This is a genomic window from Pontibaca salina (genome assembly GCF_016307205.1).
Lineage (GTDB): Bacteria > Pseudomonadota > Alphaproteobacteria > Rhodobacterales > Rhodobacteraceae > Pontibaca > Pontibaca salina.
The window spans coordinates 13,169-36,011 of record NZ_JAEIJD010000008.1 but is presented as its reverse complement, the minus strand read 5'-3'; the positions used below and the strand labels follow the sequence as shown (position 1 = coordinate 36,011).

Sequence of the window (22,843 nt, the reverse complement as noted above, 5' to 3'; positions counted from 1 at the left end):
GCCCTAAACACTCTGCACATTATGCAAAATCGTATCGCCAAGCGGTAGAATGATCCCGAACACGGTGCCGTCAGGGCCGGTGCGCTTCAGCTCCAAACGGCCGCCATGACCGCGCACCAATTCGGCGGAAATGGCCAATCCCAGACCAACGCCGCCACTGCGCGCCCCACCTTGGAAGGGCGTGAACAGATGCATTTGCGCTTTTTGCGGCAAACCGGGGCCCGTGTCGGCAACAGTAATCACGCAATGGTCATCTTCTTCTGCCGCAGAAATGCTAATTTCACCGCCTTTTCCCGCTTGCGCCAGTGCTTGTCGTGCATTCCGCACAAGATTGAAGATCACCCGAAACAATTGTTCGGGATCGGCGCGCACCATCAACGTGGCCGGTACATCCTCGGACAGGCTGATATCCTGTGAATCCTCAACGGCCAGACGCTCACTGTCCAACACATCCGACACGATATCCAGCAACCGCACCCGGCTCAGTCGCGGCGGCGGCTCTTCTGCTTTGCCAAAAGCCAGGGTGGATTCCGTGAGGTTCACGGCCCGGGTGATCGAATTCACAAGCTTTGGCGCCAAACGCCGCACTGCCGGATCTTCGCTGGCGCCGATCCGGTCGGTGAACAACTGCGCGCTGGTCAGAATATTGCGCAAATCATGGCTGACCTTGGCAACCGCCGCGCCGAGCTGCGCCAGCCGCTCCTTTTGCCGGAGCGCCTGTGTCAGCTGAGTTTGCAGCGTCAACAGCGCCTCTTCAGCCTCGCGCAGTTCCGCGACGCTCGCGCTGGGGGTGATGATACCATGCGCATCTTCAGGCGCGGACGCATAGCGCTGCATATAACTGACCACCCCCTTGATCGGGCGCACCAGCAGCATACGCACCGCAATAAACAAAAGCAGCGCGGTAAAGATCGAAATGACCGCCGAAAGGGCAAGAATACGCAGGCCATAATCGATCATCGCCATGCGCAGCGGGGCTGTCTCCATCGTGATCTCGATCAGCAACCCAGCCCGTCGTACCGGCGCGCCGATCACTCGGATGATCTGGTTTTCTGGCTTGAACAGGCGGGTCATCGCATCGCGGATCAGAGTGAACGGCCCAGCATAGCGCAGATCGTAGGTCGCCGAAATCGCCTCGGGGAGCGGCGAATCCAGCACCAGCTGACGCACTTCGTTGCGCCGCAGCACGACGTTGAACACTTCGGCATTTTCCAGCAGTTCTGCCTCAAGCTCGCTATCGATCATGCCATCCGCCAGCAGCGCCAAAGAAGCGATTTGCGCCCGTTCCAAACGGTTGCGCAGATAGTCTTCGCGAAAGCGCGCCACCGAGGGCACAAAAATCAGAACCTCGGCCAACATGACGAAGACCGTCGTCAAAATCAGAAAGCGGCCCGAAAGCGTGTTCAGCATGTTGTCCCTTCTTCGATCAGGGCACCCAGTACTGGATGGCCCTCACGACCCGCTTGATCATAGGGTTATCAAACAGTCGCGGCGAGAAATAGGCCCCGGCGGCGCGTTTATTGATCTCGCCCAGCGTGGGATAAGGCGCGACCATCGCCGCAATCTGGCTCATTTTCAAACCATTCGCCAACGCAAGCGCCCAAAGACCTATCGCTTCACCGGCCTGCGCCCCGACGATGCTGACGCCAACCGGGCGCCCCCTGACCACCATCACCTTGATGAAACCGCTGGTCTGGCGCGTCGCAATCGCGCGATCGTTTTCATCATAATCGAAGCAGGCGATTGTCAGCTTGTCGCCATGTTGCTCGCGCGCCTGCACTTCGGTCATGCCAATTTGCGCCAGCTCCGGATCGGTATAGGTGACATGCGGCAGATGCGCATTTTTCCCGCGCGACGGGAGGGCGAACAATATCGAGCGGATCACGACATTGGCGTGATAGCCCGCAACGTGGGTAAACTGCATATCCCCGGCAACATCCCCGATCGCATAGACCCGGCGGTTCGTACTGCGCAGACGCTCATCCACCCTGACGCCGGAGCTTGTGGCTTCGATCCCAGCGGCTTCAAGATTCAGCCGATCGATATTCGCTTTGCGGCCCGCCGCAACCAGCAGATGGCTGCCATTGAAGATATGCCCGCCTTTTGTTTCGACCACGATGGCCCCTGCCCCGCCGCGAATACTGGCGACCTTGGCATCCTCGACGATTTCGACCCCCTCGTCGCGCAGCGTGTCCAGCACGATAGCCGAGAGTTCAGGATCATCCCGGCCCAGCGCATGCGCGGCTTCGATGATCGTCACATCACAGCCCAGACGCCGATGCGCTTGTGCCATCTCTACGCCAATCGGACCGCCGCCGATGATCAGCAGATGCTCCGGCTTTTCGCGCAGATCAAACAGGGTTTCGTTGGTCAGATGGGGGACGGTTTCGATCCCCCGAATTGGCGGCACCAACGGAGCCGAGCCAGTCGCAATGACGATCCGCCGCGCGGTAATGACATGCTCCCCCGCCCGGACCTCGGTCGGGGAAATGAACTGACCGAATTCGCGGATCACCCTCACCCCCAATTGCTCAAAGCGCTCCTGACTGTCGACCGGCGCGATCTGGGCGATAACATCGGCGACATGCGCCATTACGGCCTGGTAATCAGCCTGCGGCACGGCATTCGCCACGCCCAAACGGGCCGTATTGGCCTGACCATGCGCGGCGTTTGCGCTGGCAATCAGGGCTTTGGACGGCACACAGCCGAAATTCAAACAATCTCCGCCCATGCGATTCCCTTCGAGCAGAACAACATCTGCCCCCATCTGAACCGCGCCCGCAGCCAGCGACAGGCCGCCTGATCCGGCACCGATTACCAAGAGGTCGGTTTTTATTTTCGCCACTTCAGAACTCTGACTTTCCCCGGACCATCCGCAACACGATGGGCAGAGCTGCCAGCGCACACAAGCCAAGAATCGGGGCGATCACATGGGGCTCCCATATTAGCGACAGATCCGGGGTTTCGCCCCGGTCGAACACTTCCCCCACGCCCACACCAATCGATGTATATACAATTGCGCCGGGAATGATCCCCAGCCCGGTGGTCCACAGAAAACGGCTGAACCGGACGCCAACCAGAGCCGGTAAAAGGTTGGCCACAAAAAACGGTACCGCCGGAACCAGACGCAACAGAAGCAACACGCTGATTTCGTTTTCACCCAGTCGGGCCTTGAATTTCTTGGCGGCTCCCTGTGTGGCGTCCAGCTTTGCCGACAGCGTCGCCCCCAGCCCCAGCCGCGCGGCCCAGAAGATGATGCAGGCGCCGGTGGTTGCGGCGATGACGTTCAACACAGTGCCCGGAACCATTCCGAACAAAAAGCCACCCGCGACCGACGTCACCGCAGCGCCGGGGAGCGAAAACGCCACGATCGCCACGTAAACCAGAACGAATCCGCAGACCAGCGCCGCAAAATGTTGATCGCGATAACCTAGCAGCGCCTCACGATTGGCGCGTAAAGTGTCGAAACTGATATATTCGCGCAGGCTTAAGGTCCCAATTACCGCAATGATGACAATTATCAGTAGCGGCAGATACCGGATCACTGCGGTTTTCGATATTTGCGAGGTCTCGCACATGTCACGGCCTGTTTCTGCTCTCGTTGGCTCCACCATGCCGACAAGCACAGACTGTGGACAGGGCTTTCACGCGGCCTTGATCCATGAAGGCGATTTTGTGAGATTCGCTGCGACCACAAGGCCCGACCGAGCGATTCGTCACGGCGCGACTGGAAAATGTTTCAATTCTGACCAGTTTGCCGTGCCGCAGGGTTTGACTTGCCGGGCGGGTCCGCTTAAAGAACCGTTCTTATCGAAGTTCACCGGGGGCGAATCTGCGCCGTACCCGACCGCAATACTGGAGACGGAGCGATGAAACGCACCTTTCAACCCTCGAACCTGGTTCGCAAGCGTCGCCACGGGTTCCGCGCCCGCATGGCAACTAAAGGCGGACGCAAGATCCTGAACGCACGCCGCGCGCGTGGTCGCAAGGAACTAAGCGCTTAATCCAGCGCCTAGCACGAACGGCATGACACCGTCGGACGCCCCAAAGAACGGCACCCCCGCTCCAGAGGCAATGCATCCGGCGGTTTCCGCTCGTTCGCTCGAAATCTTGACAAAACGCGCTGACTTTCTCCGCGCGGCCCGCGCCCGTCGTCAGGGAACCGCCGGTATGATGGTACAGGCTCGCGAGCGAGGCTCGGATGAAGGGGCCGGCATCCGCGTCGGTTTCACTTGCTCCAAGAAGGTCGGCAATGCAGTCGCGCGCAATCGCGCAAAGCGCCGCCTGCGCGAGATTGCGCGGCTAGTCCTGCCAGAGCTGGGGCGTCCCGGCTGGGACTATGTGTTGATCGGCCGCGTTAACGCAACCGCTGACCGCCCGTTTGAAGCGCTGCAGAACGATCTGCGCTATGCATTGCGCAAACTGCACCGCGATCATCCGTGACCCCTTTTGCGCGCCTTTTATCACTACCGGTACGCGCATATCGGCTGATTTTTTCGCCGTGGGTCGGCTTCAACTGTCGCTATCAACCCACCTGCAGTGCCTATGCGCTGGAAGCCTTGGAAAAGCACGGCGGGGTTAAAGGCGGCTGGCTGGTATTGCGGCGCATTGGGCGCTGCCATCCCTTTGGCGGGTCCGGCTTTGACCCGGTGCCTGACCGCCGAAACGACTAACGGCCCGCACTTGCGCCCCCGTGCAACTTTGGTCTGCTTGACTTAAGTGTAGAGGGAACGCGAACAAGAAGGGATAAATCCGATGTCTGATAACACCGCTTACACTCCGCCAAAGGTCTGGACGTGGGACAACGAATCAGGCGGACGCTTCGCCAGCACCAACCGCCCCATTGCCGGCCCAACCCATGACAAAGAGTTGCCGGTCGGCAAACACCCCTTCCAGCTTTATTCGCTCGCCACGCCCAATGGCGTCAAAGTCACGATCATGTTCGAGGAACTGCTCGAATTGGGCCATGACCAAGCCGAATATGACGCTTGGCTGATCAAGATCGGCGACGGCGACCAATTTTCCAGCGGATTCGTTAACGTTAACCCGAACTCAAAAATTCCTGCTCTGATGGATAACTCGACAACGCCCCCAACGCGCGTTTTCGAATCTGGCGCGATCCTGCTGTATCTGGCCGAGCGATTCGGTGCGTTTTTGCCGACCGAACCCCGCGCCCGGACCGAATGCCTGTCCTGGCTATTCTGGCAAATGGGCAGCGCACCGTTTCTGGGCGGCGGCTTTGGCCATTTCTATGCCTACGCGCCGGAACCTCTGGAATACCCGATCGACCGCTACGCGATGGAGACAAAGCGTCAATTGGACGTCCTTGATCGCGACCTGGCCGAAAACGACTACATCGGAGGTTCTGAATACACGATTGCCGATATGGCAATCTGGCCTTGGTATGGTCAGCTGGTACTTGGCCGTCTTTACGACGCAGCGACATTCCTCGATGCAGGAAGCTACAAGAACGTGCTCCGTTGGGCACAACAGATCGATAAGCGCCCCGCGGTCCAACGCGGTCGTATGGTAAACCGCACCTTTGGCGAGCCGGAAATGCAGTTGCACGAGCGCCATGACGCATCTGATTTCGAGACCCGGACCCAAGACCAGCTCGAAAGCGGTGATCAGATCACTTGATGACACCGGCGGTATCTCCGGTATCGAGGCGCTCGCCGCAGGCAAGACCTTGCCTCGATCGGTCAACATGCACCGTCGCGCATCAAGCGCGACCGCTTTCTCGTGATCAAGGCCGAGCAGTTCGAACTGCTCGGCCCAGAATTTCAGCATTACCACCCTGCTGCCCTACAATTCGATCACATTTACACCGCCCCACATTCTTGCAGAGCCGCATTTCGGGGGAATCTACTTGACCTTTGGGGTCGCACTCTGTTGAACCCCTCCAGTCATTGCATATATAAGGTGGCCGGTTCCCCGATGGACAATCAGAACAAGAACCTCATCCTCGCAACAGCGCTCAGTTTCGCCGTGATACTGGGATGGTTTCTGCTGTTTCCGCCAGAAAAGCCGGAACCCTCTCCCGAGGCGACACAGGTTGAGCAAACGGGAGCCGAGCAGGCCCCTCTAACACCTTCGAATGCGAGCGATCAGCCTCAAGCCGCAACGCCCCCCAAAGAACCGGTTGTTGATACGCTGGCAGACGCGCCGCGCATAGAAATCGACACGCCCAGCTTAGTCGGCTCTATCTCGCTGGTCGGCGGGCGGATCGACGATCTGTCGCTTAAGGACTATCGCGTCACCCTTGAGGATGACTCGCCGATCGTGTCGGTCCTTAAGCCCGCAGGCGACGGTTCGGCCTTTTATGCGCTTTATGGCTGGGCGGCTGGTGCTGGATTGGCCCCACAGGATGTACCCGGCCCCAACACCGAATGGCAGATTGAAAAGGGTGAAACCCTTGCCGTCGACTCGCCAGTCACCCTGATCTGGGACAACGGCAATGGCATGACGTTCCGCCGCGAGATTTCGGTGGACAAGGATTACATGTTCACGATCACACAGTCGGTCGAGAACGCCTCAGGGGCCACCGCCAACATCGCCCCCTACGGCCTGCTGCGCCGGCACGGCAAACCCGATAACCTGAAGAGTTTCTTCATCCTGCATGAGGGTATGGTGGGTGTCGCCGATGGCAAGCTGACCGAGGTCAAATATAAGAAAATGGCCGATTTCCCCCATGATAGCCGAGACAGCACGCGATCGGAAACGACCTCGGTAGCCGAGAATGGATGGGTTGGCTTTACCGATCATTACTGGATGTCCACTCTCATTCCCGCGCCCGGTACCGCCTTCAAATCGGTGGCCAAATATGACGAACAACGTGATATTTACCAAACCGAAGCGGTTCTGCAGACCCAACAGGTGGCCGATGGCGCATCCTCAAGCGTCACCACGCGCCTGTTCGTCGGCGCCAAGGAATGGGCAACCCTGCGCGACTACGAGCGCAGTGGGATTCAAAACTTTCTCGACAGCATCGACTGGGGCTGGTTCTTTTTCCTGACCAAGCCAATCTTCTGGCTGCTGCACAATATCAACCAGTTGATCGGCAATATGGGCTGGTCGATCATCGGCCTGACGCTGATCATCAAAGCGTTGCTGTTCCCGCTGGCCTATAAATCCTATGTCTCGATGGCGAAGATGAAAGAGCTTCAGCCACAGATGCAAGCGCTGAAAGAAAAGGCCGGAGACGACCGCCAGAAGATGCAACAGGGCATGATGGAGCTTTACAAGAAGGAAAAGGTGAACCCTGCGGCGGGCTGCTTGCCGATTCTGATGCAGATCCCGATTTTCTTCTCGCTCTACAAGGTGATCTTCGTCACCATCGAACTGCGCCACGCACCGTTTTTCGGCCCGTTTCAGGACCTCAGTGCGCCTGATCCGACCTCGATCATCAACCTGTTCGGGCTGTTGCCTTGGGCCGGACCCGAGCCGGGCAGCGTGATGGCAACGATCCTGATTGGCATTTTGCCTCTGCTGCTTGGTATTTCGATGTGGCTGCAGCAAAAGCTGAACCCAGCGCCCACCGATCCAACCCAGCAGATGATCTTTGCGTGGATGCCTTGGGTATTCATGTTCATGCTGGGCAGCTTCGCCAGCGGGCTGGTGGTCTACTGGATCGCCAACAATACGATCACCTTTACTCAGCAGTATTTGATCATGCGCTCTCAGGGCTATAAGCCCGACCTGTTGGGCAACATCCTGTCCAGCTTTTCCCGCAAGCCAAAGGCTGAAAAGAAATGACCATTTCGGCCATCAGCCTGCGATATCTTCCTGAAGCAGGTTTCATCGATTTCGGCTTGGGTGCGCCACTGTGATGCAGATTCAGTTTTCTGTCGCAGAACCACCCGATCAGGCCAGCGCCGAGACTGGGCGCAAGCTGTTCGCCGGACAGACCGAGTTTCTCAAGGGCGTTGTCGCCATGGCCGGTATGCCGCCTGCCGATCGGGTCGAGGTCTGTTTCGCTGGCCGCTCAAATGTGGGGAAATCCAGCCTGATCAATGCCCTGACCGGGCGCAAGGGATTGGCCCGTGCGTCCAACACGCCGGGACGCACGCAGGAGATAAACTTCTTTACCTTGGGAGTCGAACGTTACCTGGTCGACCTCCCCGGCTATGGCTATGCCAATGCACCCCTGCCGGTGGTCGAGAAATGGCAACGCTTGTTGAGACAATATCTCTCGGGTCGGCAGACGCTGCGCCGTGCGTTCGTGCTCATCGATGCGCGCCACGGTATCAAAAAGGTCGATCAGGAAATTCTCGCGCTGCTGGACAGTTCCGCCGTCACCTTTCAGGTGGTGATCACCAAGGCCGACAAGATCAAGGAAAAAGATCGCTCCCGCGTACTTGATCAGGTACGCGGCGTATTGGCCAACCATCCGGCAGCCTTTCCCGAAATCGTTGTGACCTCGTCAGAAAAGGGTGACGGGATCGCCACGCTGCGCAGTATCATCGCGACTTTGGAATAAGCAGCCCTTGTGCGCAGGGGCGTTTCAGTGGCAATTGCGCGCCAAACGGATGTTACGGATGAAGACACGAAAAATGAACCGCGACTGGATCGCCGCCGCCGAAACGCTCTCAAGCGCCCTGCCCTATCTGCAACGCTATGATGGCGCGACCGTCGTCATCAAGTTGGGCGGTCACGCCATGTCCAGCGATGCGGCCATGGACATGTTCGCACGCGATGTGGTGCTGATGCAGCAGGTCGGGGTAAACCCGGTGATCGTGCATGGCGGCGGCCCGATGATTAACGCCATGTTGGAGCGGCAAGGCGTGATATCCGAGTTCGTCAGCGGCAAGCGCGTGACCGACAAGGCCACTGTCGAGGTGGTCGAGATGGTACTGTCAGGCCTTGTTAACAAGCGCATCGTGCAGGCAATCAATAGTCAGGGCGGCATGGCCGTCGGGTTGTCCGGCAAGGATGCCAAGCTGATCACCTGCGATCAGGCCGATCCGGCGCTGGGTTTTGTCGGCAACCCTACCAAGCTGAACCCGAAACTTCTAACCACCCTGTTTTCCAACGACATGATCCCGGTGATCGCGCCGCTGGGGGCCGGACGCAATGGCGAGACGTTCAACATCAATGGTGACACTGCCGCCGGGGCGATTGCTGCCGCGCTGAAAGCCGACCGCCTGCTGCTGCTGACCGATGTGCCGGGCGTCAAGAATGCCGAGGGCGAGGTCGTGACAGAGCTCAAAGCCGAGCAAATCCGCCAGTTGATCCGTGACGGCGTGATCGCCGGGGGCATGATCCCGAAGACCGAAACCGCGCTGGAAGCGATCGCAAATGGCGTGCGTGCCGTGGTTATTCTGGACGGGCGCGCGCCCAATGCCTGTCTGCTGGAGCTTTATACCGAACATGGCGCGGGTTCGCTGATCCGGCCAGACTAAGGCAATGGCCGCCACTCTCTATACCGACATCCTAGAGCAAGCCGAAGCCAGCGGGCTGATCGTCATGGGTGCCTTACATCCGGGACGCGTTGCGGCCAAAGCTCTGCAAGGCGGAACGCTGATCTTGCTGGGCGCGGGCAAAGGATTCTGGCCCGCTTTCTCCGCCGCTTCCGAATCTCGCGACGGCCAGCGCGATCCGGTAGACCGCTGGTCGCGCCGGGTGGCTGGCACCTTGGCCAAGCGCTTTGATGCGCAGGCGCATTTCCCTTTCGGAGGTCCACCCTATGCGCCCTTCATTGATTGGGCGCAAAAATCAGGGCGCGCATTTACCAGCCCGACAGGAATGCTGGTGCATGACACAGTCGGGTTGATGATCTCCTATCGCGGCGCCCTGCACCTTGCGACAGAGATCGCGTTTCCTGCGGTCACCGGGCAATCGCCTTGCCAGACTTGCGCGGGTCAGCCCTGCACCACCGCCTGCCCTGTCGGCGCGCTGGGAGCCGCGCAAAGCTATGATCTGGCGGCATGCCACGATTATCTCGACAGCGCTGCGGGGGCCGATTGCATGGCGCGCGGCTGTGCAGCGCGAAGGGCCTGCCCGTTGAGCGCGGGCGCAGGGCGCAGTGATGCGCAATCCGCACTGCACATGCGTTCGTTTCATCGCCATTAATCCGCCCGCTCCGGTAGAAGCAGGCGGGCATGACGGCCCATCAGTCAATTGCCGGGCGGGAATATCAGCCGAGCACCTCAATCAGCGCATCCCGCATGGTGGTGGCGATCTGATCCGCCTCGTCCCGTGTCAGACAGAATGGCGGCGCAAGCCCCAGAATATCGCCCTGTGGCATCGCCCGCGCGATGACCCCTCGTTTCAGCATCGCGGCGGCGACCTTGCCGCCGATACCGTCGCCTGCGTCAAAGAAGGTGCGGCTGTCGCGGTCCTGTACCAATTCCACAGCGGCCAGCATACCCTCGCCGCGGATATCGCCGACATGGGTATGATTGCCCAGTTCCTCGGCCAATCGCTGGCGCAAATATGGGCCGGTATCGGCGTTGTTGGCGATCAGGTTCAACTCGTCGATCAGTTTCAGATTAGCGACCCCCGCCGCCGCGCCGATAGGATGGGCGGAATAGGTCCAGCCGTGGCCGATGGGGCCGTTCTCATCGGTGCCTTGCTCTAAAACCTTCCACATCTTCTCCGAGATGATCGACCCCGAGAGCGGCGCATAGGCGCTGGTCAACCCCTTGGCGATGGTAATGATGTCAGGTTCCATCCCGTAATGATCCGAGCCGAACATGCTGCCCAGCCGCCCGAACCCGGTCACCACTTCATCGGCGATCAGCAGGATATCGTTTTTCTTCAGAACCTTCTGGATCGCTTCCCAATAGCCCGTTGGCGGAGGGACGATACCGCCGGTGCCCAGGACCGGCTCCCCGATGAACCCGGCGATGGTATCGGGACCTTCGCGTTCGATCAGCGCCTCCAGTTCTGTGGCGCAATGGGCGACGAAATCGGCCTCGGACATGTCGAGATCGTCGCGACGATAATAATAGGGCGCGACCGTGTGCAGCACCTGCGGCAACGGCAGGTCGAACTTTTGGTGGAACGCCTGCAACCCTGTCATCGATCCGGTGATCAACCCCGAGCCGTGATAGCCGCGCCAGCGGCTGATGATCTTCTTCTTTTCGGGGCGGCCCAGAATATTGTTGTAATACCACAAAAGCTTGGCATTGGTTTCATTAGCATCCGACCCGCCCAGCCCGAAATAGACCTTGGACATATTGGCCGGCGCGCGGTCGAGTATCATCTTGGCCAGCGTGATGCTGACCTCGGTGCCATGGCCGACATAGGCGTGATAATAGGCCAGTTCATGTGCCTGCGCCGCGATCGCCTCGGCGATCTCGGTGCGGCCATAGCCGACATTCACACAATACAGCCCGGCGAAACCATCCAGCAGACGGTTGCCGTCGCGATCTGTGATATGGCTGCCCTTGCCGCCGCTTATCACCCGCGCCGGCATATCCCCCCGTGCGAAATCGGCCAAATGGGTCGAGGGGTGAAAAAAATTCTCCCGGTCCCACTGCTCCAACATGTCGTTCTTGCGCACATCCTTGTCCAGCATGACGTTTCCTTTCCTGGCTTGCCACCGCACGCTTGAGGGTTATGCCCAGTCGCGGCAGACATATTTGACGTCGGTAAACTCTTCCATTCCCAGCCTCGCGCCTTCGCGGCCGATTCCGGATTGCTTGACCCCTCCGAACGGGATTGGCGCGCCGGTAACCTTGGTGCGGTTGACCGCCACCATCCCGAACTGCAACGCGCGGGACGCGCGATAGATGCGGCGCGGGTCTTGGCTGTGCAGATAGGCGACCAGCCCGTATTCGCTTGCATTGGCGCGCGCGATCACCTCGTCTTCGCTATCGAAAGGGGTGAGTGGCGCAACCGGACCGAAGGTTTCCTCGTGCATAATTGCCGCCGAATCTGGCACATTAAGCAGCACTGTCGGCTCGTAGAATAGTGGCCCCGCCGCGTGGCGCTTGCCGCCGCAAGCCAAACGCGCGCCCTGCTCCAGTGCATCGGCGACATGCGTCTCCAGCTTTTGGATCGCGCTTGCGTTCATCAGCGGGCCGATATCAGGGTCGTCCATACCCGGCCCGACGCTCAGCGCCTGCGTGGCCGCGGTGAAGCGGGCGCAGAACTCATCGTAGATCGGACGCTCCACATAGATGCGGTTGGCGGCCAGACAATCCTGCCCGGATGTGGCAAATTTTGCTTTGATGGTTTCTGCAACGGCGGTATCGAGATCGGCGCCCTTGAACACGATCACCGGGGCATGGCCACCTAGCTCCATCACCAGCCGTTTGACGGTATCGGCGCATTGCCGGTAAAGCAGCCGCCCGATTTCGGTCGAGCCGGTAAACGACAGCGCGCGCACACGCACATCGCGCGTCCAAGGCTCCACCACCGTTTGCGCCTTGCCGGTGACGATGTTGAAAACACCCGCAGGCAGCCCCGCGCGCTCGGCCAGCTCAGCCAATGCCGTGGCGGAGAACGGCGTCTCGCCCGACGGATGCGCCACAACCGTGCAACCGGCGGCCAGCGCGGCGGCAGCCTTGCGGGTGAGCATCGCAGCGGGAAAGTTCCACGGCGTGATCAGCGCGGCGACCCCGACCGGTTCGCGCCAAAGCTCCACCTCCGCATCAGGCAGATGGCTGGTAATACCTTCGATATTCGGGCGCTTGGTCTCTTCCGCGTAAAACTCCACGAATGACGCCGCGTATTCGATCTCGCCCAGTGCCTCGGAGAGCGGCTTGCCCTGTTCGCGCACCATCAGGCGGGCCAGATCGTCGCGATTATCCATGATCTGATCGAACCAGCGACGCAATATGACCGAACGTTCCTGCGGCAACAGGGCGGACCAGTCGGCAAAGGCAGCTTGTGCCGCATCCACCGCCGTCGCGCTTTGTTCGTCATCTAGAGACGCCATAGCACCCAGCACCTGCCCGGTGGCAGGATCGGTGACATCTCGCGTTGCTCCTTGCGCACCGCCGATCCATTTTCCGCCAATATAGGAGAACGGACGCACCAGTCGCTGATCGGCCAGCCCAAAGCCATCGGCACCAGCATAAGTCGCGGAAGTATCCTGTTTCATCTGATAATCCTTCTCCGGCCAGCTTGATAAGGCTTGAGTCCGAACTTAAAGGATTGTCGACGAAATTTGTCTCTGTTCTGCCCCGTTCCGACAGAAAGCAATGCCAGATTGCTAACCAGATGCAGAGGAATTGCCTGTCAGGGCTCAGGCAAGGGCGGTGGCGCGGATTTTACTGGTTTTGTGACGATATAGCCAAAATAACGGGCAATCCCGAAATCCGACTCAAGCAGATCGTCCATCAGGCGCTGATACGCATCCACATCACGTACCGAAAGTACCATGACGTAATCGACACCGCCCCCTGTCGCCCAACACGATCGGATTGCAGGAATTTCCTGCACCGCGGCTTCAAAGCGGGTAAAATCTTCGGCGCGATGGTTGGCCAGCGTGACCTCGACAACCACTTCGGTCACCGGGCCAATACGGCGGATATCGACCTGCGCACGATAACCGATAATCAGACCGGATTGCTCAAGCCGTTTCAAACGTTCCCAACAGGGGCTGGGCGACAGGTTCACCGCTTGCGCCAGTGCTGTCTTGGTCATGCGCCCGTCGGATTGGAGGATTCGCAGGATCGCGAAATCGTATTTATCCAGTCTGGGAGGAGTCGTCACGGAGAGTCCGGGCAGCCTAGCGGAAGGGCGGCGCATAGAGCAGCCCACCATCCTTCCACTGGGCATTCAGTCCCCGCGCCAAGCCGATAGGGGTTTCCTCGCCGATGTTCTTGGCGAAAATTTCACCGTAATTCCCATTCACCTTGATCGCCCGCACCGCCCAGGCATTGTCGAGTCCCAGCAACTGGCCTAACTCCCCCTCGGTGCCGAGAATTCGGTTGATCTCCGGGTTGTCGGTGCCCTCGGCCATTTCCTTGATGTTCGCCGAGGTGATCCCATATTCCTCGGCCGCGATCAGCGCATAAAGTGTCCAACGCACCAAATCGCCCCACTCATCGTCGCCATGCCGTACCACCGGACCCAACGGTTCTTTCGAGATGATTTCCGGCAACAGCGCGTGTTCAGACGCATTCCGGAATGTCGCACGGGTTGCCGCAAGCGATGATGCGTCGCTGGTATAAGCATCGCAGGCACCGGCCAGATATTTCTTTTGAGCGTCTGCGCTGTTTTCAACCGGTACCGCCTTGTAAGTCATGTTGTTGACGCGGAAATAGTCGGACAGTGTTAGTTCGTTGGTGGTCCCGGTCTCAAGGCAAATTGACGCGCCACTCAGATCCTTGACCGAAGACACACCCATCTCCTTGGGCACCAGAAACCCCTGCCCGTCATAATAGTTTATACCGGCGAAATCGAATTTTAGCTTGACGTCACGGCTGAACGTCCAGGTGGTACTGCGCGATAGCAGATCGACCCGGCCTGCAGCCAGCGCGCTGAATCGAGTTTCGGTGTCGGTCGGGACGAAATTGACCGCCATGGGATCATCCAGCACCGCTGCCGCAACCGCGCGACACAAGGCAACGTCGAATCCCTGCCAGATCCCGTTGGCATCCGGCGCGGCAAAGCCGGTAACACCGACGGCCGTTCCGCTAGATCCTCCCTGCGCGACGCCGCAATTTAGCGCTCCGCGCGACTTAACCTCGTCGAGCGTCTCCGCCGCGGAAACGCCCATGGCCATCCCGGCCACGAGCAACGCGCCCAAGAGTACGGATTTTCCCATGGCTACCTCTTATTACTGTCCTGCCCTTATCTTGGGCCGGTTATCCGGCAAAATCCGGTAAATGGATGGTGAGACGATTGGTACCTGTATTGACCGCAATAGTGGTCGGATTCATTGAGTGAGGTCAAGGCTTAGATGGCGCAACCGATTGAGCGGCAGGCTCCCTGACCCGGATAGAATCAAGGTCAAGACTATCGATTCAGCACATATCGTGAAACTGTTTGGCATGTAGAAAAGCCGCCTTTCGCACGTGCACCAAGGCCTCCTCATCTTCGTCTTTGCCCCATTTTTCCTGCTGCCAGCGCTCGTCGACGCGCGATCGATCCCAAAGGTCATCGGCGTCGCGCCAGCCCAGCGCAGCGGCAAAGCCCAGCACCAAAGACCCCGACAAACTCACGAGGTCATGAAATGCGGCCAGCTGAAACGCTGTCTTCTCATGGACCCGCGCCGACAGCGCAGCCAGTGCCTCGGGCGGTTGGGCCGCATGAATAACCCCCACACGCGGGCTGAGACGCGCGCCCAAAGTCGCTGCCGCCCAGTCAAGCGCTGGGTCCCAGGCCGCCTGTTGACGATCGACCAACTCCTGCGGCGCTTCGGCGCGGTAGCATAACAGGTCGGAATCTCCATAGGCGACCAACAGGTCGGCGACCTCGCGGTGTTGCGGACCAACTTTGTCGATGGCGGCATTGGCACTGCGCGTCACCGGCATCGACAGCGGATCGACCACGCCGTCTTGCGCATCCCATTCTGCGGCTATGGCCTCGGCCATCGGTTTTGTCGGCAGGACCAGTGCCGCCTTGGCCGGTGTCTTGATTGCGCGCCCATCCAGATGTACCGCAAAGCCGCCATCGACAGGGACGGCATCCGCCTGCTGCCAAAACCGTTTTTGCTTCCACGCGCTCATGGGACGGTATCCTCAAACGGGTCGTCTGGTACATCTGCCGGACTCCACTGGAACGTGTCCCAGGTGTGCCGCATATGGTCGGGCAGCGGCGCGGTCAGATGAAGCACGGCACGCGTCACCGGGTGTTCCAATCGCAACGCGCGGGCGTGCAAATGCAGCTTACGGCTGATCTCTCCCCCCAGTTGCGCGCCCCATCCATCCCCCGGATTATCCTGCCCCGAGCCGCCATATTTGCCGTCACCGATGATTGGATGGCCCAGTTCTGCCATATGTGCGCGCAATTGATGGGTACGGCCTGTGATCGGCATCAACGCCACCCATGCACAACGCCGCGCCGCCGCTGACAGCACCGCGTAATCGGTGACCGCGCGTTTAGCACCGGGTGTTGTTTCGACATCGCGCGGGTGTACGCAATGCATCCGCTCCCCCTCGCCACCGCTGCCACGGCCCGGAGCCTTGACCAGCCCGTATTTTATAGTGCCCATCTTCGGCATCGGTACGCCGGCGACAGCGGCCCAATAGAGCTTGCGGGTCTCGCGATGGCGAAAACTGGCGGTCAGATCAGCTGCGACGGCCCGCGTCCGCGCCAGCAGCAATACACCAGAAGTATCCTTGTCCAGCCGATGCACCAGACGGGGCTTTTCGTCGAGATCGAACATCAGCGCTTCGGCCAGACCATCGACATGGCGCGACTGCCCACTGCCGCCCTGCACCGCAAGGCCCGCCGGCTTGTTCAGTGCCAAAACGTGATCGTCGCGGTAGATCACACAATCGCGGATCATGCGGGCGTCGGCCTGCGAAATCCGGCTGGGTGCCGGGGCGGGACGGTGATCGGCCTCGGGCAATGGCGGGATACGCACCTCTTGCCCCGCCTGCACCCTTGTCGCGGCCTTGACCCGGCCACCATCGATACGCAGCTCGCCCTTGCGGCACATCCGTTCGATGCGCCCCTGGCTGAGATGCGGAAACAGACGGCGCAGCCAGCGATCGATCCGCTGATCAGCGTCACCGGGCTCTACCGTAATCGTCTGCACTCCGCTCATGCGAAAACCCCCTTTGCAACGATCAACCCCAATACCAACGCACCGACAGACAGCGCCACCGACAGCACCACGTAAAGTGCCGCCTGCAACGCCGCCCCCTGTTCGATCAGAGTGACCGTATCAAGCGAAAACGCCGAAAACGTGGTGAAGCCTCCTAGAAGACCGGTCATCACGAAGGGGTTAAAATGTGTCAATCCACGCTCGGAAGCGGCCACGACGACCAATCCCATCAGGAACGAGCCGACGATATTCACCGATAGGGTCGCCAATGGAAAATCCTGTTGGCCCAACAGACGCACCATCCCGATACCCGACAGATAACGCAAAACCGCGCCCAGTGCGCCGCCAAAGGCCACGAAGAGTGTCGTCGAAATCATGGTCAGCGTTTCGCGCGCGCGGCGCGTGGTGTCAAGATAGCCAATCACTTCTGCCGCTGCGCCCGCAATCGCGCAAAGTAGTCCAGCCGCTTTTTCAGTTCCCGCTCAAAGCCTCGCTCCACGGGCTGATAATTGTTCGGCCGACGCATCCCGTCCGGGAAGAAACTCTGACCCGAAAAGGCGTCAGGGGAGTCATGATCGTATTGATAGTCGGCTCCAAAGCCGAGGTCCCGCATCGCCTTTGTCTCGCCATTAATTATGCTCATAGGAGGCGGCATAGAGCCGCTCTTCTTCGCGTCTGAACGCGCCGCCTTGTGCGCCACGTAGCCCGCATTCGACTTTGGCGCCAAAGCCAGATAAAGCGTGGCCTGAGACAGTGCCAGATCTCCCTCGGGACTGCCCAATCTCTGATATGTGTCCCAGGCACTCAGGCAGATGCGCGAAGCTTCTGGATCAGCCAGCCCCACATCCTCCCACGCAATCATCGTTAGGCGCCGCAGAATGAAGCGCGGATCTTCGCCGCCCTCAAGGGCTCTGTGAACCCAGTAAAGTGCAGCCTCGGGATCGGAGCCTCTGATCGATTTTTGAATGGCACTTGCCAAGGCGTAATGGTTATCGCCGGCGCGATCATATTGCGCGGCTCTGCGGCTAAGCCGGTTCGCAACATCTTGAGCCTCGTAAACCGACTCCATTGGCCAGGACAGGACACTTTCAACCATGTTCAACAAAGCACGGCCATCGCCATCAGCCATCGAACACAAGAGCTCTTTAGCATCAGCGGTCAGAGGCAAAGGCTGCCCGGTCTTTTCCTCTGCGCGAGACAACAGCCCGGCTAGCGCAGCCCCGTCAAGGCGCTCCAGAATCATTATCTGGCACCTGCTGAGAACCGCCCTGTTAACGCTGAAGGACGGATTTTCTGTGGTCGCTCCGCAGATCGTCACGGTGCCATCCTCCATGACCGGCAGCAGGGAATCCAACTGCGCCGAATTGAAGCGATGTATTTCGTCGATCAGCATGAATGTACCCTGACCGACCGCAGCCCGATCCCGCGCTGCCTGAAACGCTTTTTTCAGGTCAGCGACACCGCTGAAGATCGCACTCATCTGCTCAAAATAGAGACCGGTTTTCTCTGCCAGCAACCGCGCGATAGTTGTCTTTCCGACACCGGGTGGTCCCCAGAGGATGATCGACGACACCCGACCGGCGGCCAACATAGAACCAAGTGGCCCCTCGGCTGAGAGCAGCTTGTCCTGACCGATGACATCCTCAAGGTTTTCCGGCCGCAAAGCATCTGCCAGAGGGCGGGTATTGGTTTTATCCGTTACTTCTTCTGTCTCGCCATGCGGGCTGAACAAATCCATGTGCCGCTCCAATCGTATTTCCAAGCCTCGGACCACCGCCAATGCTCCTCATGAACACCTAGTTCCTAACGCGAACAGCTCGGATGAACTTCATGATGTGAGAGGCAGGTGCAGTCAGTGAAGATGCAAAATCAGAACCACCTTAAAAATAGCGTGCTCGTTCGCTCACCTTACAAGGCAACCTAAGCCCACTATCAATGACCAGCAAGGCCTCCTGCTTGGTCTGGGCCCGGCTTCGCGCGGTGTTGTCGCTGAATCGCTATCAAAGCCGCCCCAAATCACAAACGGAACCGTAACTGCAGTGGCTGGCCCCGGCGTGACAAATCGATCAGCACCCACCGCTCCGAGCCAGCCAATGCCAAAGCGACATCGGCCGTGGTCTCCACCGGCGCGCGGTTGATCCGGGTGATCGAGTCACCGACCCGCAACCCCGCCCGTGCCCCGAACGGGCCGGGGGCAACCACAACAACGCCGCTCGTGGACAAGGGCAGGCCCAGCCGCGCAATCGTCGCCGGGTTCGCACGTGCGACGGTCAAGCCGGGCAAAGCAGTGTCGCGCCCCAGCTTACGTTCATCAGCGGGAGGGCTGTCGGGGGCCGCAATCATCGCAACATCAACAATGTCCCGCTTGTCGCCGCACATCCGGGTGATCTGCGCCGTCGACCCGACACCGGCAACCGACATGCGAAACAGCATTTCCGAAGGCGAATTGACCGCCAGCCCGTCGACATGGGTGATCACGTCCCCGACTTGGATCCCCGCGACGGCAAAGGGGCTTTCCCGGTGTAGATCCGAAATTACGATGCCTTCCGGTACCGCAAGGCCCAGCGACATTGCCATATCCGCAGCAACCGGCTGGCCCGTCATCCCGGCCCAGGGGCGCACGAATTCATCATTACCAGCCCGTGCTTGTTGCACGAATTGCGCCACGAGGTTCGCGGGAATGGCAAAGCCAATGCCGTTCGAGCCTCCCGACCGGCTTAGAATCGCGGTATTGATACCGATCAGGTCTCCGTTCACGTCGATCAGCGCACCGCCGGAATTGCCGGGATTGATCGGTGCATCGGTCTGCAAGAAATATCCCCGCGCCTGCCCGGTCAGCACCCCTGAACGCGCCAGCCCGGAAATGATTCCGCTGCTGACGGTCTGGCCAACGCCAAACGGGTTCCCGATTGCCAGCACCAGCTCGCCAACCTCGACCTGATCGGAGTCACGCAAGCCAAGATGCGGCAGATTGCGCGCCGCCTCCAGTTGCAGGATCGCAAGATCGCTTTCCTCGTCGCCCAGAACCACGTGCGCGCTGTATTCGCGCCGGTCAGACAAAACCACCCGGATGTCGGTGGCCATGCCGACCACATGGAAGTTGGAGACCACGATACCGTCTTCCGACAAAATCACTCCCGACCCCAGAGAATTTTGCACGCGAGGGCGGGAATTACCAAATTGCCGAAAGAAATCGCCAAAAAAAGGATCATCCATGAAAGGGCTTTGCCGCGTTTCCACAACGCGGCGGGCGTAGATGTTGACCACCGCCGGAGCGGCCTCTTTCACCAGCGGGGCAAACCCCAAACCAATTTCGGCTTGGCTTTGGGGTACACGGGTTTCTGCGTCCAGAGCCGTGGCCAGCGAAGCCACCACAAGCACTGCAAGAAGGCGGGACAGGTTCATCATAGCCACCCGCATATGCGAGGCACGCCCGTGAAATGCAAGGCCAGTGCTACGACCACCCGCGCAAATAAAAACCCCGCCCAATACGGGCGGGGAGATACAAAGTCGCTACCATGCGGCAGTGGCTTATTCGTCTGCAGCGGCCTCTTCAGCGGCAACACGTGCCTTGTCGCCAGATCCCTTGGCGTCGCGGTCGCGATCGACGAATTCGATGATCGCCATTGGGGCCATATCACCATAGCGGAATCCTGCTTTGAGGACACGTACATAGCCGCCCTGACGGTCCTTGTAGCGCGGCCCCAGAACGTCGAACAATTTGGCCACATACTTGTCCTGCTTCAGGCGCGACGCGGCTTGGCGACGAGCGTGGATATCACCACGTTTGCCAAGCGTGATCATTTTTTCAATGATCGGGCGCAGTTCCTTGGCCTTGGGCAAGGTGGTCTTGATCTGCTCATGCTCGATCAGCGAGCCGGCCATGTTCGCAAACAGAGCCTTGCGGTGCTCGTGTGTACGGTTCAGGCGGCGGGGTCCTTTTGCGTGACGCATTTCTTCAATCCTTCTTAAGGTTTATGCTTTGTCTGGCAGCCGATGCGTGTCAGCCGCTCTCCTTGGGGTGTAACACCCATGCTTTCCCCGGCTTTCCGGGCATTTCCTGGTGTGGCGGCAAGATAAACCCCGGCGCCACACCATTTTCGCAAAGCGGGGTCATCCCGCCATCAGATCAGAAGTGATCTTCGTATTTCTTGGCCAGTTCTTCGATATTCTCTGGCGGCCAGTCCTCGACATCCATGCCAAGATGCAGTCCCATCCCTGACAGCACTTCCTTGATCTCGTTCAGGGATTTGCGGCCGAAGTTCGGGGTGCGAAGCATTTCTGCTTCGGTCTTCTGGATCAGATCACCGATATAGACGATGTTGTCATTCTTGAGGCAGTTTGCCGAACGGACCGACAGTTCCAGTTCATCCACCTTCTTGAGCAGCAGCGGGTTGAACTCCAGACCATCATCCTCGGCCTCGCGACCGGCGCTTTCTGGCTCTTCAAAGTTGACGAAGATGCTCAGTTGATCCTGCAGGATGCGCGCAGCAAAGGCCACCGCATCATCAGGCGTGAGCGATCCGTCGGTATCAACCTTCATCGTCAGCTTGTCATAATCCAGTACCTGCCCTTCGCGCGTGGGCTGGACATCGTAGCTGACCCGCTTCACCGGCGAGTAGATGGCGTCAATCGGGATCAACCCGATGGGCGCGTCCTCGGGTTTGTTATTTTCGGCCGCAACATAACCCTTGCCGGTGTTGACCGTCAGTTCCATGAACAGTTCGGCCCCGTCATCAAGATGGCAGATCACATGGTCGCCGTTAAGGACCTCGATCCCATTGCTTTCGCTGATGTCTGCAGCCGTCACAATCGCTGGACCCTTGGCGCTGATCGACAAACGCTTGGGGCCTTCGACTTCCATGCGCAAGGCGACGCCCTTGAGATTCAGGATGATGTCTGTCACATCTTCGCGAACGCCGGCGACGCTTGAGAATTCGTGCAGAACATTGTCAATCTGAACAGCGGTGACTGCGGCACCTTGAAGGCTGCTCATCAGGATGCGGCGCAGCGCATTGCCAAGTGTCAGACCAAACCCGCGCTCAAGCGGTTCGGCGACAACCGTTGCCTGACGTGCAGGATCATTGCCCGGCTTCACGTCAAGCTGTGTCGGCTTGATCAGTTCTGCCCAATTCTTGTGGATCATGTATCCCTCCATACCTGCCTGCATCCCATGTCCGGTCAGATGCAGACTCCCGAGGTTTCAAAATGACGAATTGGGGCCGCGCGCGGGCGCGTCCCCATAAGAAGAATCAGAACTCAGACGCGGCGGCGCTTGGGTGGCCGGCAGCCGTTATGAGCAATTGGTGTCACATCGCGGATCGCAGTGATGTTGAAGCCAACTGCAGCCAGAGCCCGCAGCGCGCTTTCCCGGCCTGAACCCGGTCCCTGCACCTCGACCTCAATGGTCTTGACGCCATGATCCTGGGCCTTGCGGCCAGCATCTTCGGCGGCCATTTGGGCGGCGTAAGGTGTCGATTTCCGCGACCCTTTAAAGCCCATCGTGCCGGCGGAAGACCAGGAAATTGCATTGCCCTGAATGTCGGAGATCAGGATCTTGGTGTTGTTGAAGGACGAGTTCACATGCGCCACACCGGCGGCGATGTTTTTGCGTTCCTTGCGGCGTGTGCGTGTCTTGTCGCGTGCCATCGGTCAGACCCCCTTATTTCTTTTTGCCGGCAATGGCCTTTGCGGGGCCTTTGCGGGTACGTGCGTTGGTATGGGTGCGCTGGCCGCGAACGGGCAGATTGCGACGATGGCGCAGACCGCGATAGCAGCCCAGATCCATCAGACGCTTGATGTTCATCTGGGTGTCGCGACGCAGGTCACCTTCGACAGTGAAGTTCGCGTCGATATGTTCGCGGATCTGGAGGACTTCGCCATCGCTCAACTCGTTCACGCGGCGCGACGGATCAACGCCGACGGCCTCGCAAATGGATTTGGCAGCCGCATTTCCGATTCCGGTGATATAAGTAAGGGCGATGGGAACCCGCTTGGCAGACGGGATATTAACGCCGGCAATTCGTGCCACGTGTCACTTTCCTTTTTCGTTGCGGGTCCGTAGTTCCAGACCCTTTTTTCACAACGCCGGCCCTAGGCAGTGGCGCCATTGGACCCAGCATTTAATGAGGTGATCCCGCACCGCAAATAGCGCGGTAAACAATGATTCTCTAG

25 protein-coding genes are annotated in these 22,843 nt (G+C 59.3%); 9 read left to right on the top strand and 16 right to left on the bottom strand.

All coding sequences use genetic code 11. From position 1 onward, the window contains the following. Window positions 1–3 precede the first annotated feature (3 nt). The 3 genes from JAO82_RS10520 to JAO82_RS10510 are packed head-to-tail and all read right to left on the bottom strand — an operon-like array spanning window position 4 to window position 3,578. On the bottom strand, window positions 4–1,410 hold the full coding sequence (locus tag JAO82_RS10520; protein WP_198686344.1) for a sensor histidine kinase: 1,407 nt from the start codon (window positions 1,408–1,410) through the stop codon (window positions 4–6). A gap of 16 nt (window positions 1,411–1,426) precedes the next feature. Beyond that, window positions 1,427–2,845 (bottom strand): dihydrolipoyl dehydrogenase family protein, encoded by a 1,419-nt coding sequence (locus JAO82_RS10515; protein WP_198686343.1) that lies wholly within the window; start codon window positions 2,843–2,845, stop codon window positions 1,427–1,429. 1 nt (window position 2,846) lies between these two features. Beyond that, window positions 2,847–3,578 carry a TVP38/TMEM64 family protein gene (locus JAO82_RS10510; protein WP_198686342.1) on the bottom strand — a complete coding sequence of 244 codons (732 nt, stop codon included), beginning with the start codon at window positions 3,576–3,578 and terminating at the stop codon, window positions 2,847–2,849. 291 nt (window positions 3,579–3,869) lie between these two features. On the opposite strand from JAO82_RS10510, the gene rpmH reads away from it, so the two are divergent. The 9 genes from rpmH to JAO82_RS10470 all read left to right on the top strand — a co-directional run bounded on the left by rpmH (window position 3,870) and on the right by JAO82_RS10470 (window position 10,071). Next, window positions 3,870–4,004, top strand: a complete 135-nt coding sequence (rpmH, locus tag JAO82_RS10505; protein ID WP_198686341.1) for a 50S ribosomal protein L34 — start codon at window positions 3,870–3,872, stop codon at window positions 4,002–4,004. A gap of 22 nt (window positions 4,005–4,026) precedes the next feature. Continuing rightward, complete coding sequence (gene rnpA / locus JAO82_RS10500; protein WP_198686340.1) at window positions 4,027–4,443, top strand: ribonuclease P protein component; 417 nt, start codon at window positions 4,027–4,029, stop codon at window positions 4,441–4,443. Next, window positions 4,440–4,673, top strand: a complete 234-nt coding sequence (gene yidD / locus JAO82_RS10495; protein WP_198686339.1) for a membrane protein insertion efficiency factor YidD — start codon at window positions 4,440–4,442, stop codon at window positions 4,671–4,673. The genes rnpA and yidD overlap by 4 nt, the downstream gene beginning before the upstream one ends. Window positions 4,674–4,755: 82 nt before the next feature. After that, the gene (yghU, locus tag JAO82_RS10490; protein ID WP_198686338.1) at window positions 4,756–5,640 is read left to right on the top strand and encodes a glutathione-dependent disulfide-bond oxidoreductase; all 885 of its coding nucleotides are present in this window, start codon (window positions 4,756–4,758) and stop codon (window positions 5,638–5,640) included. Continuing rightward, on the top strand, window positions 5,624–5,746 hold the full coding sequence (locus tag JAO82_RS14375; RefSeq protein WP_269812823.1) for a hypothetical protein: 123 nt from the start codon (window positions 5,624–5,626) through the stop codon (window positions 5,744–5,746). The genes yghU and JAO82_RS14375 overlap by 17 nt, the downstream gene beginning before the upstream one ends. Window positions 5,747–5,937: 191 nt before the next feature. Then, window positions 5,938–7,755: a membrane protein insertase YidC gene (yidC, locus tag JAO82_RS10485; protein ID WP_198686337.1), complete on the top strand. Its 1,818-nt coding sequence runs from the start codon at window positions 5,938–5,940 to the stop codon at window positions 7,753–7,755. A gap of 73 nt (window positions 7,756–7,828) precedes the next feature. Beyond that, window positions 7,829–8,479, top strand: a complete 651-nt coding sequence (gene yihA / locus JAO82_RS10480; protein ID WP_198686336.1) for a ribosome biogenesis GTP-binding protein YihA/YsxC — start codon at window positions 7,829–7,831, stop codon at window positions 8,477–8,479. Window positions 8,480–8,537: 58 nt separating this feature from the next. Continuing rightward, entirely contained in the window at window positions 8,538–9,401 is an 864-nt protein-coding gene (gene argB / locus JAO82_RS10475; RefSeq protein WP_198686335.1) for an acetylglutamate kinase, read from the top strand. A 4-nt stretch (window positions 9,402–9,405) separates the two neighbouring features. Beyond that, window positions 9,406–10,071: a ferredoxin gene (locus tag JAO82_RS10470; RefSeq protein WP_198686334.1), complete on the top strand. Its 666-nt coding sequence runs from the start codon at window positions 9,406–9,408 to the stop codon at window positions 10,069–10,071. Window positions 10,072–10,135: 64 nt separating this feature from the next. Here the strand turns inward: JAO82_RS10470 and JAO82_RS10465 are convergent, their stop codons facing one another. The 13 genes from JAO82_RS10465 to rpsM form a co-directional block, all read right to left on the bottom strand. Continuing rightward, the gene (locus JAO82_RS10465; protein ID WP_198686412.1) at window positions 10,136–11,506 is read right to left on the bottom strand and encodes an aspartate aminotransferase family protein; all 1,371 of its coding nucleotides are present in this window, start codon (window positions 11,504–11,506) and stop codon (window positions 10,136–10,138) included. 54 nt (window positions 11,507–11,560) lie between these two features. Beyond that, window positions 11,561–13,051: an NAD-dependent succinate-semialdehyde dehydrogenase gene (locus JAO82_RS10460; protein WP_198686333.1), complete on the bottom strand. Its 1,491-nt coding sequence runs from the start codon at window positions 13,049–13,051 to the stop codon at window positions 11,561–11,563. A 137-nt stretch (window positions 13,052–13,188) separates the two neighbouring features. After that, window positions 13,189–13,665, bottom strand: a complete 477-nt coding sequence (locus tag JAO82_RS10455) for an Lrp/AsnC family transcriptional regulator (protein ID WP_332872518.1) — start codon at window positions 13,663–13,665, stop codon at window positions 13,189–13,191. Between the two features lie 16 nt (window positions 13,666–13,681). After that, the gene (locus JAO82_RS10450; protein ID WP_198686331.1) at window positions 13,682–14,722 is read right to left on the bottom strand and encodes an amino acid ABC transporter substrate-binding protein; all 1,041 of its coding nucleotides are present in this window, start codon (window positions 14,720–14,722) and stop codon (window positions 13,682–13,684) included. Between the two features lie 199 nt (window positions 14,723–14,921). Then, on the bottom strand, window positions 14,922–15,626 hold the full coding sequence (locus JAO82_RS10445) for an ATP12 family chaperone protein (protein WP_198686330.1): 705 nt from the start codon (window positions 15,624–15,626) through the stop codon (window positions 14,922–14,924). Beyond that, entirely contained in the window at window positions 15,623–16,669 is a 1,047-nt protein-coding gene (locus JAO82_RS10440; protein WP_198686329.1) for an RluA family pseudouridine synthase, read from the bottom strand. Before JAO82_RS10440 ends, JAO82_RS10445 begins: the two co-directional genes overlap by 4 nt. Continuing rightward, entirely contained in the window at window positions 16,666–17,046 is a 381-nt protein-coding gene (gene crcB, locus JAO82_RS10435; RefSeq protein WP_198686411.1) for a fluoride efflux transporter CrcB, read from the bottom strand. The genes JAO82_RS10440 and crcB overlap by 4 nt, the downstream gene beginning before the upstream one ends. Before the next feature lie 44 nt (window positions 17,047–17,090). After that, window positions 17,091–18,407, bottom strand: coding sequence for a replication-associated recombination protein A (locus JAO82_RS10430; RefSeq protein WP_198686328.1), 1,317 nt, complete (start codon window positions 18,405–18,407; stop codon window positions 17,091–17,093). Between the two features lie 278 nt (window positions 18,408–18,685). Then, the gene (locus tag JAO82_RS10425; RefSeq protein WP_232897344.1) at window positions 18,686–20,074 is read right to left on the bottom strand and encodes a trypsin-like peptidase domain-containing protein; all 1,389 of its coding nucleotides are present in this window, start codon (window positions 20,072–20,074) and stop codon (window positions 18,686–18,688) included. A gap of 126 nt (window positions 20,075–20,200) precedes the next feature. After that, entirely contained in the window at window positions 20,201–20,623 is a 423-nt protein-coding gene (gene rplQ / locus JAO82_RS10420) for a 50S ribosomal protein L17 (protein WP_198686326.1), read from the bottom strand. A 175-nt stretch (window positions 20,624–20,798) separates the two neighbouring features. Next, the gene (locus JAO82_RS10415; RefSeq protein WP_198686325.1) at window positions 20,799–21,815 is read right to left on the bottom strand and encodes a DNA-directed RNA polymerase subunit alpha; all 1,017 of its coding nucleotides are present in this window, start codon (window positions 21,813–21,815) and stop codon (window positions 20,799–20,801) included. Window positions 21,816–21,928: 113 nt separating this feature from the next. After that, a complete protein-coding gene (gene rpsK, locus JAO82_RS10410; RefSeq protein ID WP_198686324.1) occupies window positions 21,929–22,318 on the bottom strand; it encodes a 30S ribosomal protein S11 in 390 nt (129 codons plus the stop codon). A gap of 13 nt (window positions 22,319–22,331) precedes the next feature. Next, window positions 22,332–22,700 carry a 30S ribosomal protein S13 gene (rpsM, locus tag JAO82_RS10405; RefSeq protein ID WP_198686323.1) on the bottom strand — a complete coding sequence of 123 codons (369 nt, stop codon included), beginning with the start codon at window positions 22,698–22,700 and terminating at the stop codon, window positions 22,332–22,334. Window positions 22,701–22,843 lie beyond the last annotated feature (143 nt).

Coding starts and splice junctions, on each gene's coding strand:
- JAO82_RS10510 (WP_198686342.1), bottom strand. CDS start 3,578: ATGTGCGAGACCTCGCAAATATCGAAAACCGCAGTGATCCGGTATCTG.
- JAO82_RS10460 (WP_198686333.1), bottom strand. CDS start 13,051: ATGAAACAGGATACTTCCGCGACTTATGCTGGTGCCGATGGCTTTGGG.
- yghU (WP_198686338.1), top strand. CDS start 4,756: ATGTCTGATAACACCGCTTACACTCCGCCAAAGGTCTGGACGTGGGAC.
- argB (WP_198686335.1), top strand. CDS start 8,538: ATGAAGACACGAAAAATGAACCGCGACTGGATCGCCGCCGCCGAAACG.
- JAO82_RS10440 (WP_198686329.1), bottom strand. CDS start 16,669: ATGAGCGGAGTGCAGACGATTACGGTAGAGCCCGGTGACGCTGATCAG.
- yidC (WP_198686337.1), top strand. CDS start 5,938: ATGGACAATCAGAACAAGAACCTCATCCTCGCAACAGCGCTCAGTTTC.
- crcB (WP_198686411.1), bottom strand. CDS start 17,046: ATGATTTCGACGACACTCTTCGTGGCCTTTGGCGGCGCACTGGGCGCG.
- rpsK (WP_198686324.1), bottom strand. CDS start 22,318: ATGGCACGCGACAAGACACGCACACGCCGCAAGGAACGCAAAAACATC.
- JAO82_RS10430 (WP_198686328.1), bottom strand. CDS start 18,407: ATGGATTTGTTCAGCCCGCATGGCGAGACAGAAGAAGTAACGGATAAA.
- rplQ (WP_198686326.1), bottom strand. CDS start 20,623: ATGCGTCACGCAAAAGGACCCCGCCGCCTGAACCGTACACACGAGCAC.
- rpmH (WP_198686341.1), top strand. CDS start 3,870: ATGAAACGCACCTTTCAACCCTCGAACCTGGTTCGCAAGCGTCGCCAC.
- JAO82_RS10520 (WP_198686344.1), bottom strand. CDS start 1,410: ATGCTGAACACGCTTTCGGGCCGCTTTCTGATTTTGACGACGGTCTTC.
- rnpA (WP_198686340.1), top strand. CDS start 4,027: ATGACACCGTCGGACGCCCCAAAGAACGGCACCCCCGCTCCAGAGGCA.
- JAO82_RS10415 (WP_198686325.1), bottom strand. CDS start 21,815: ATGATCCACAAGAATTGGGCAGAACTGATCAAGCCGACACAGCTTGAC.
- JAO82_RS10425 (WP_232897344.1), bottom strand. CDS start 20,074: ATGAACCTGTCCCGCCTTCTTGCAGTGCTTGTGGTGGCTTCGCTGGCC.
- yihA (WP_198686336.1), top strand. CDS start 7,829: ATGCAGATTCAGTTTTCTGTCGCAGAACCACCCGATCAGGCCAGCGCC.
- JAO82_RS10450 (WP_198686331.1), bottom strand. CDS start 14,722: ATGGGAAAATCCGTACTCTTGGGCGCGTTGCTCGTGGCCGGGATGGCC.
- JAO82_RS10470 (WP_198686334.1), top strand. CDS start 9,406: ATGGCCGCCACTCTCTATACCGACATCCTAGAGCAAGCCGAAGCCAGC.
- JAO82_RS10445 (WP_198686330.1), bottom strand. CDS start 15,626: ATGAGCGCGTGGAAGCAAAAACGGTTTTGGCAGCAGGCGGATGCCGTC.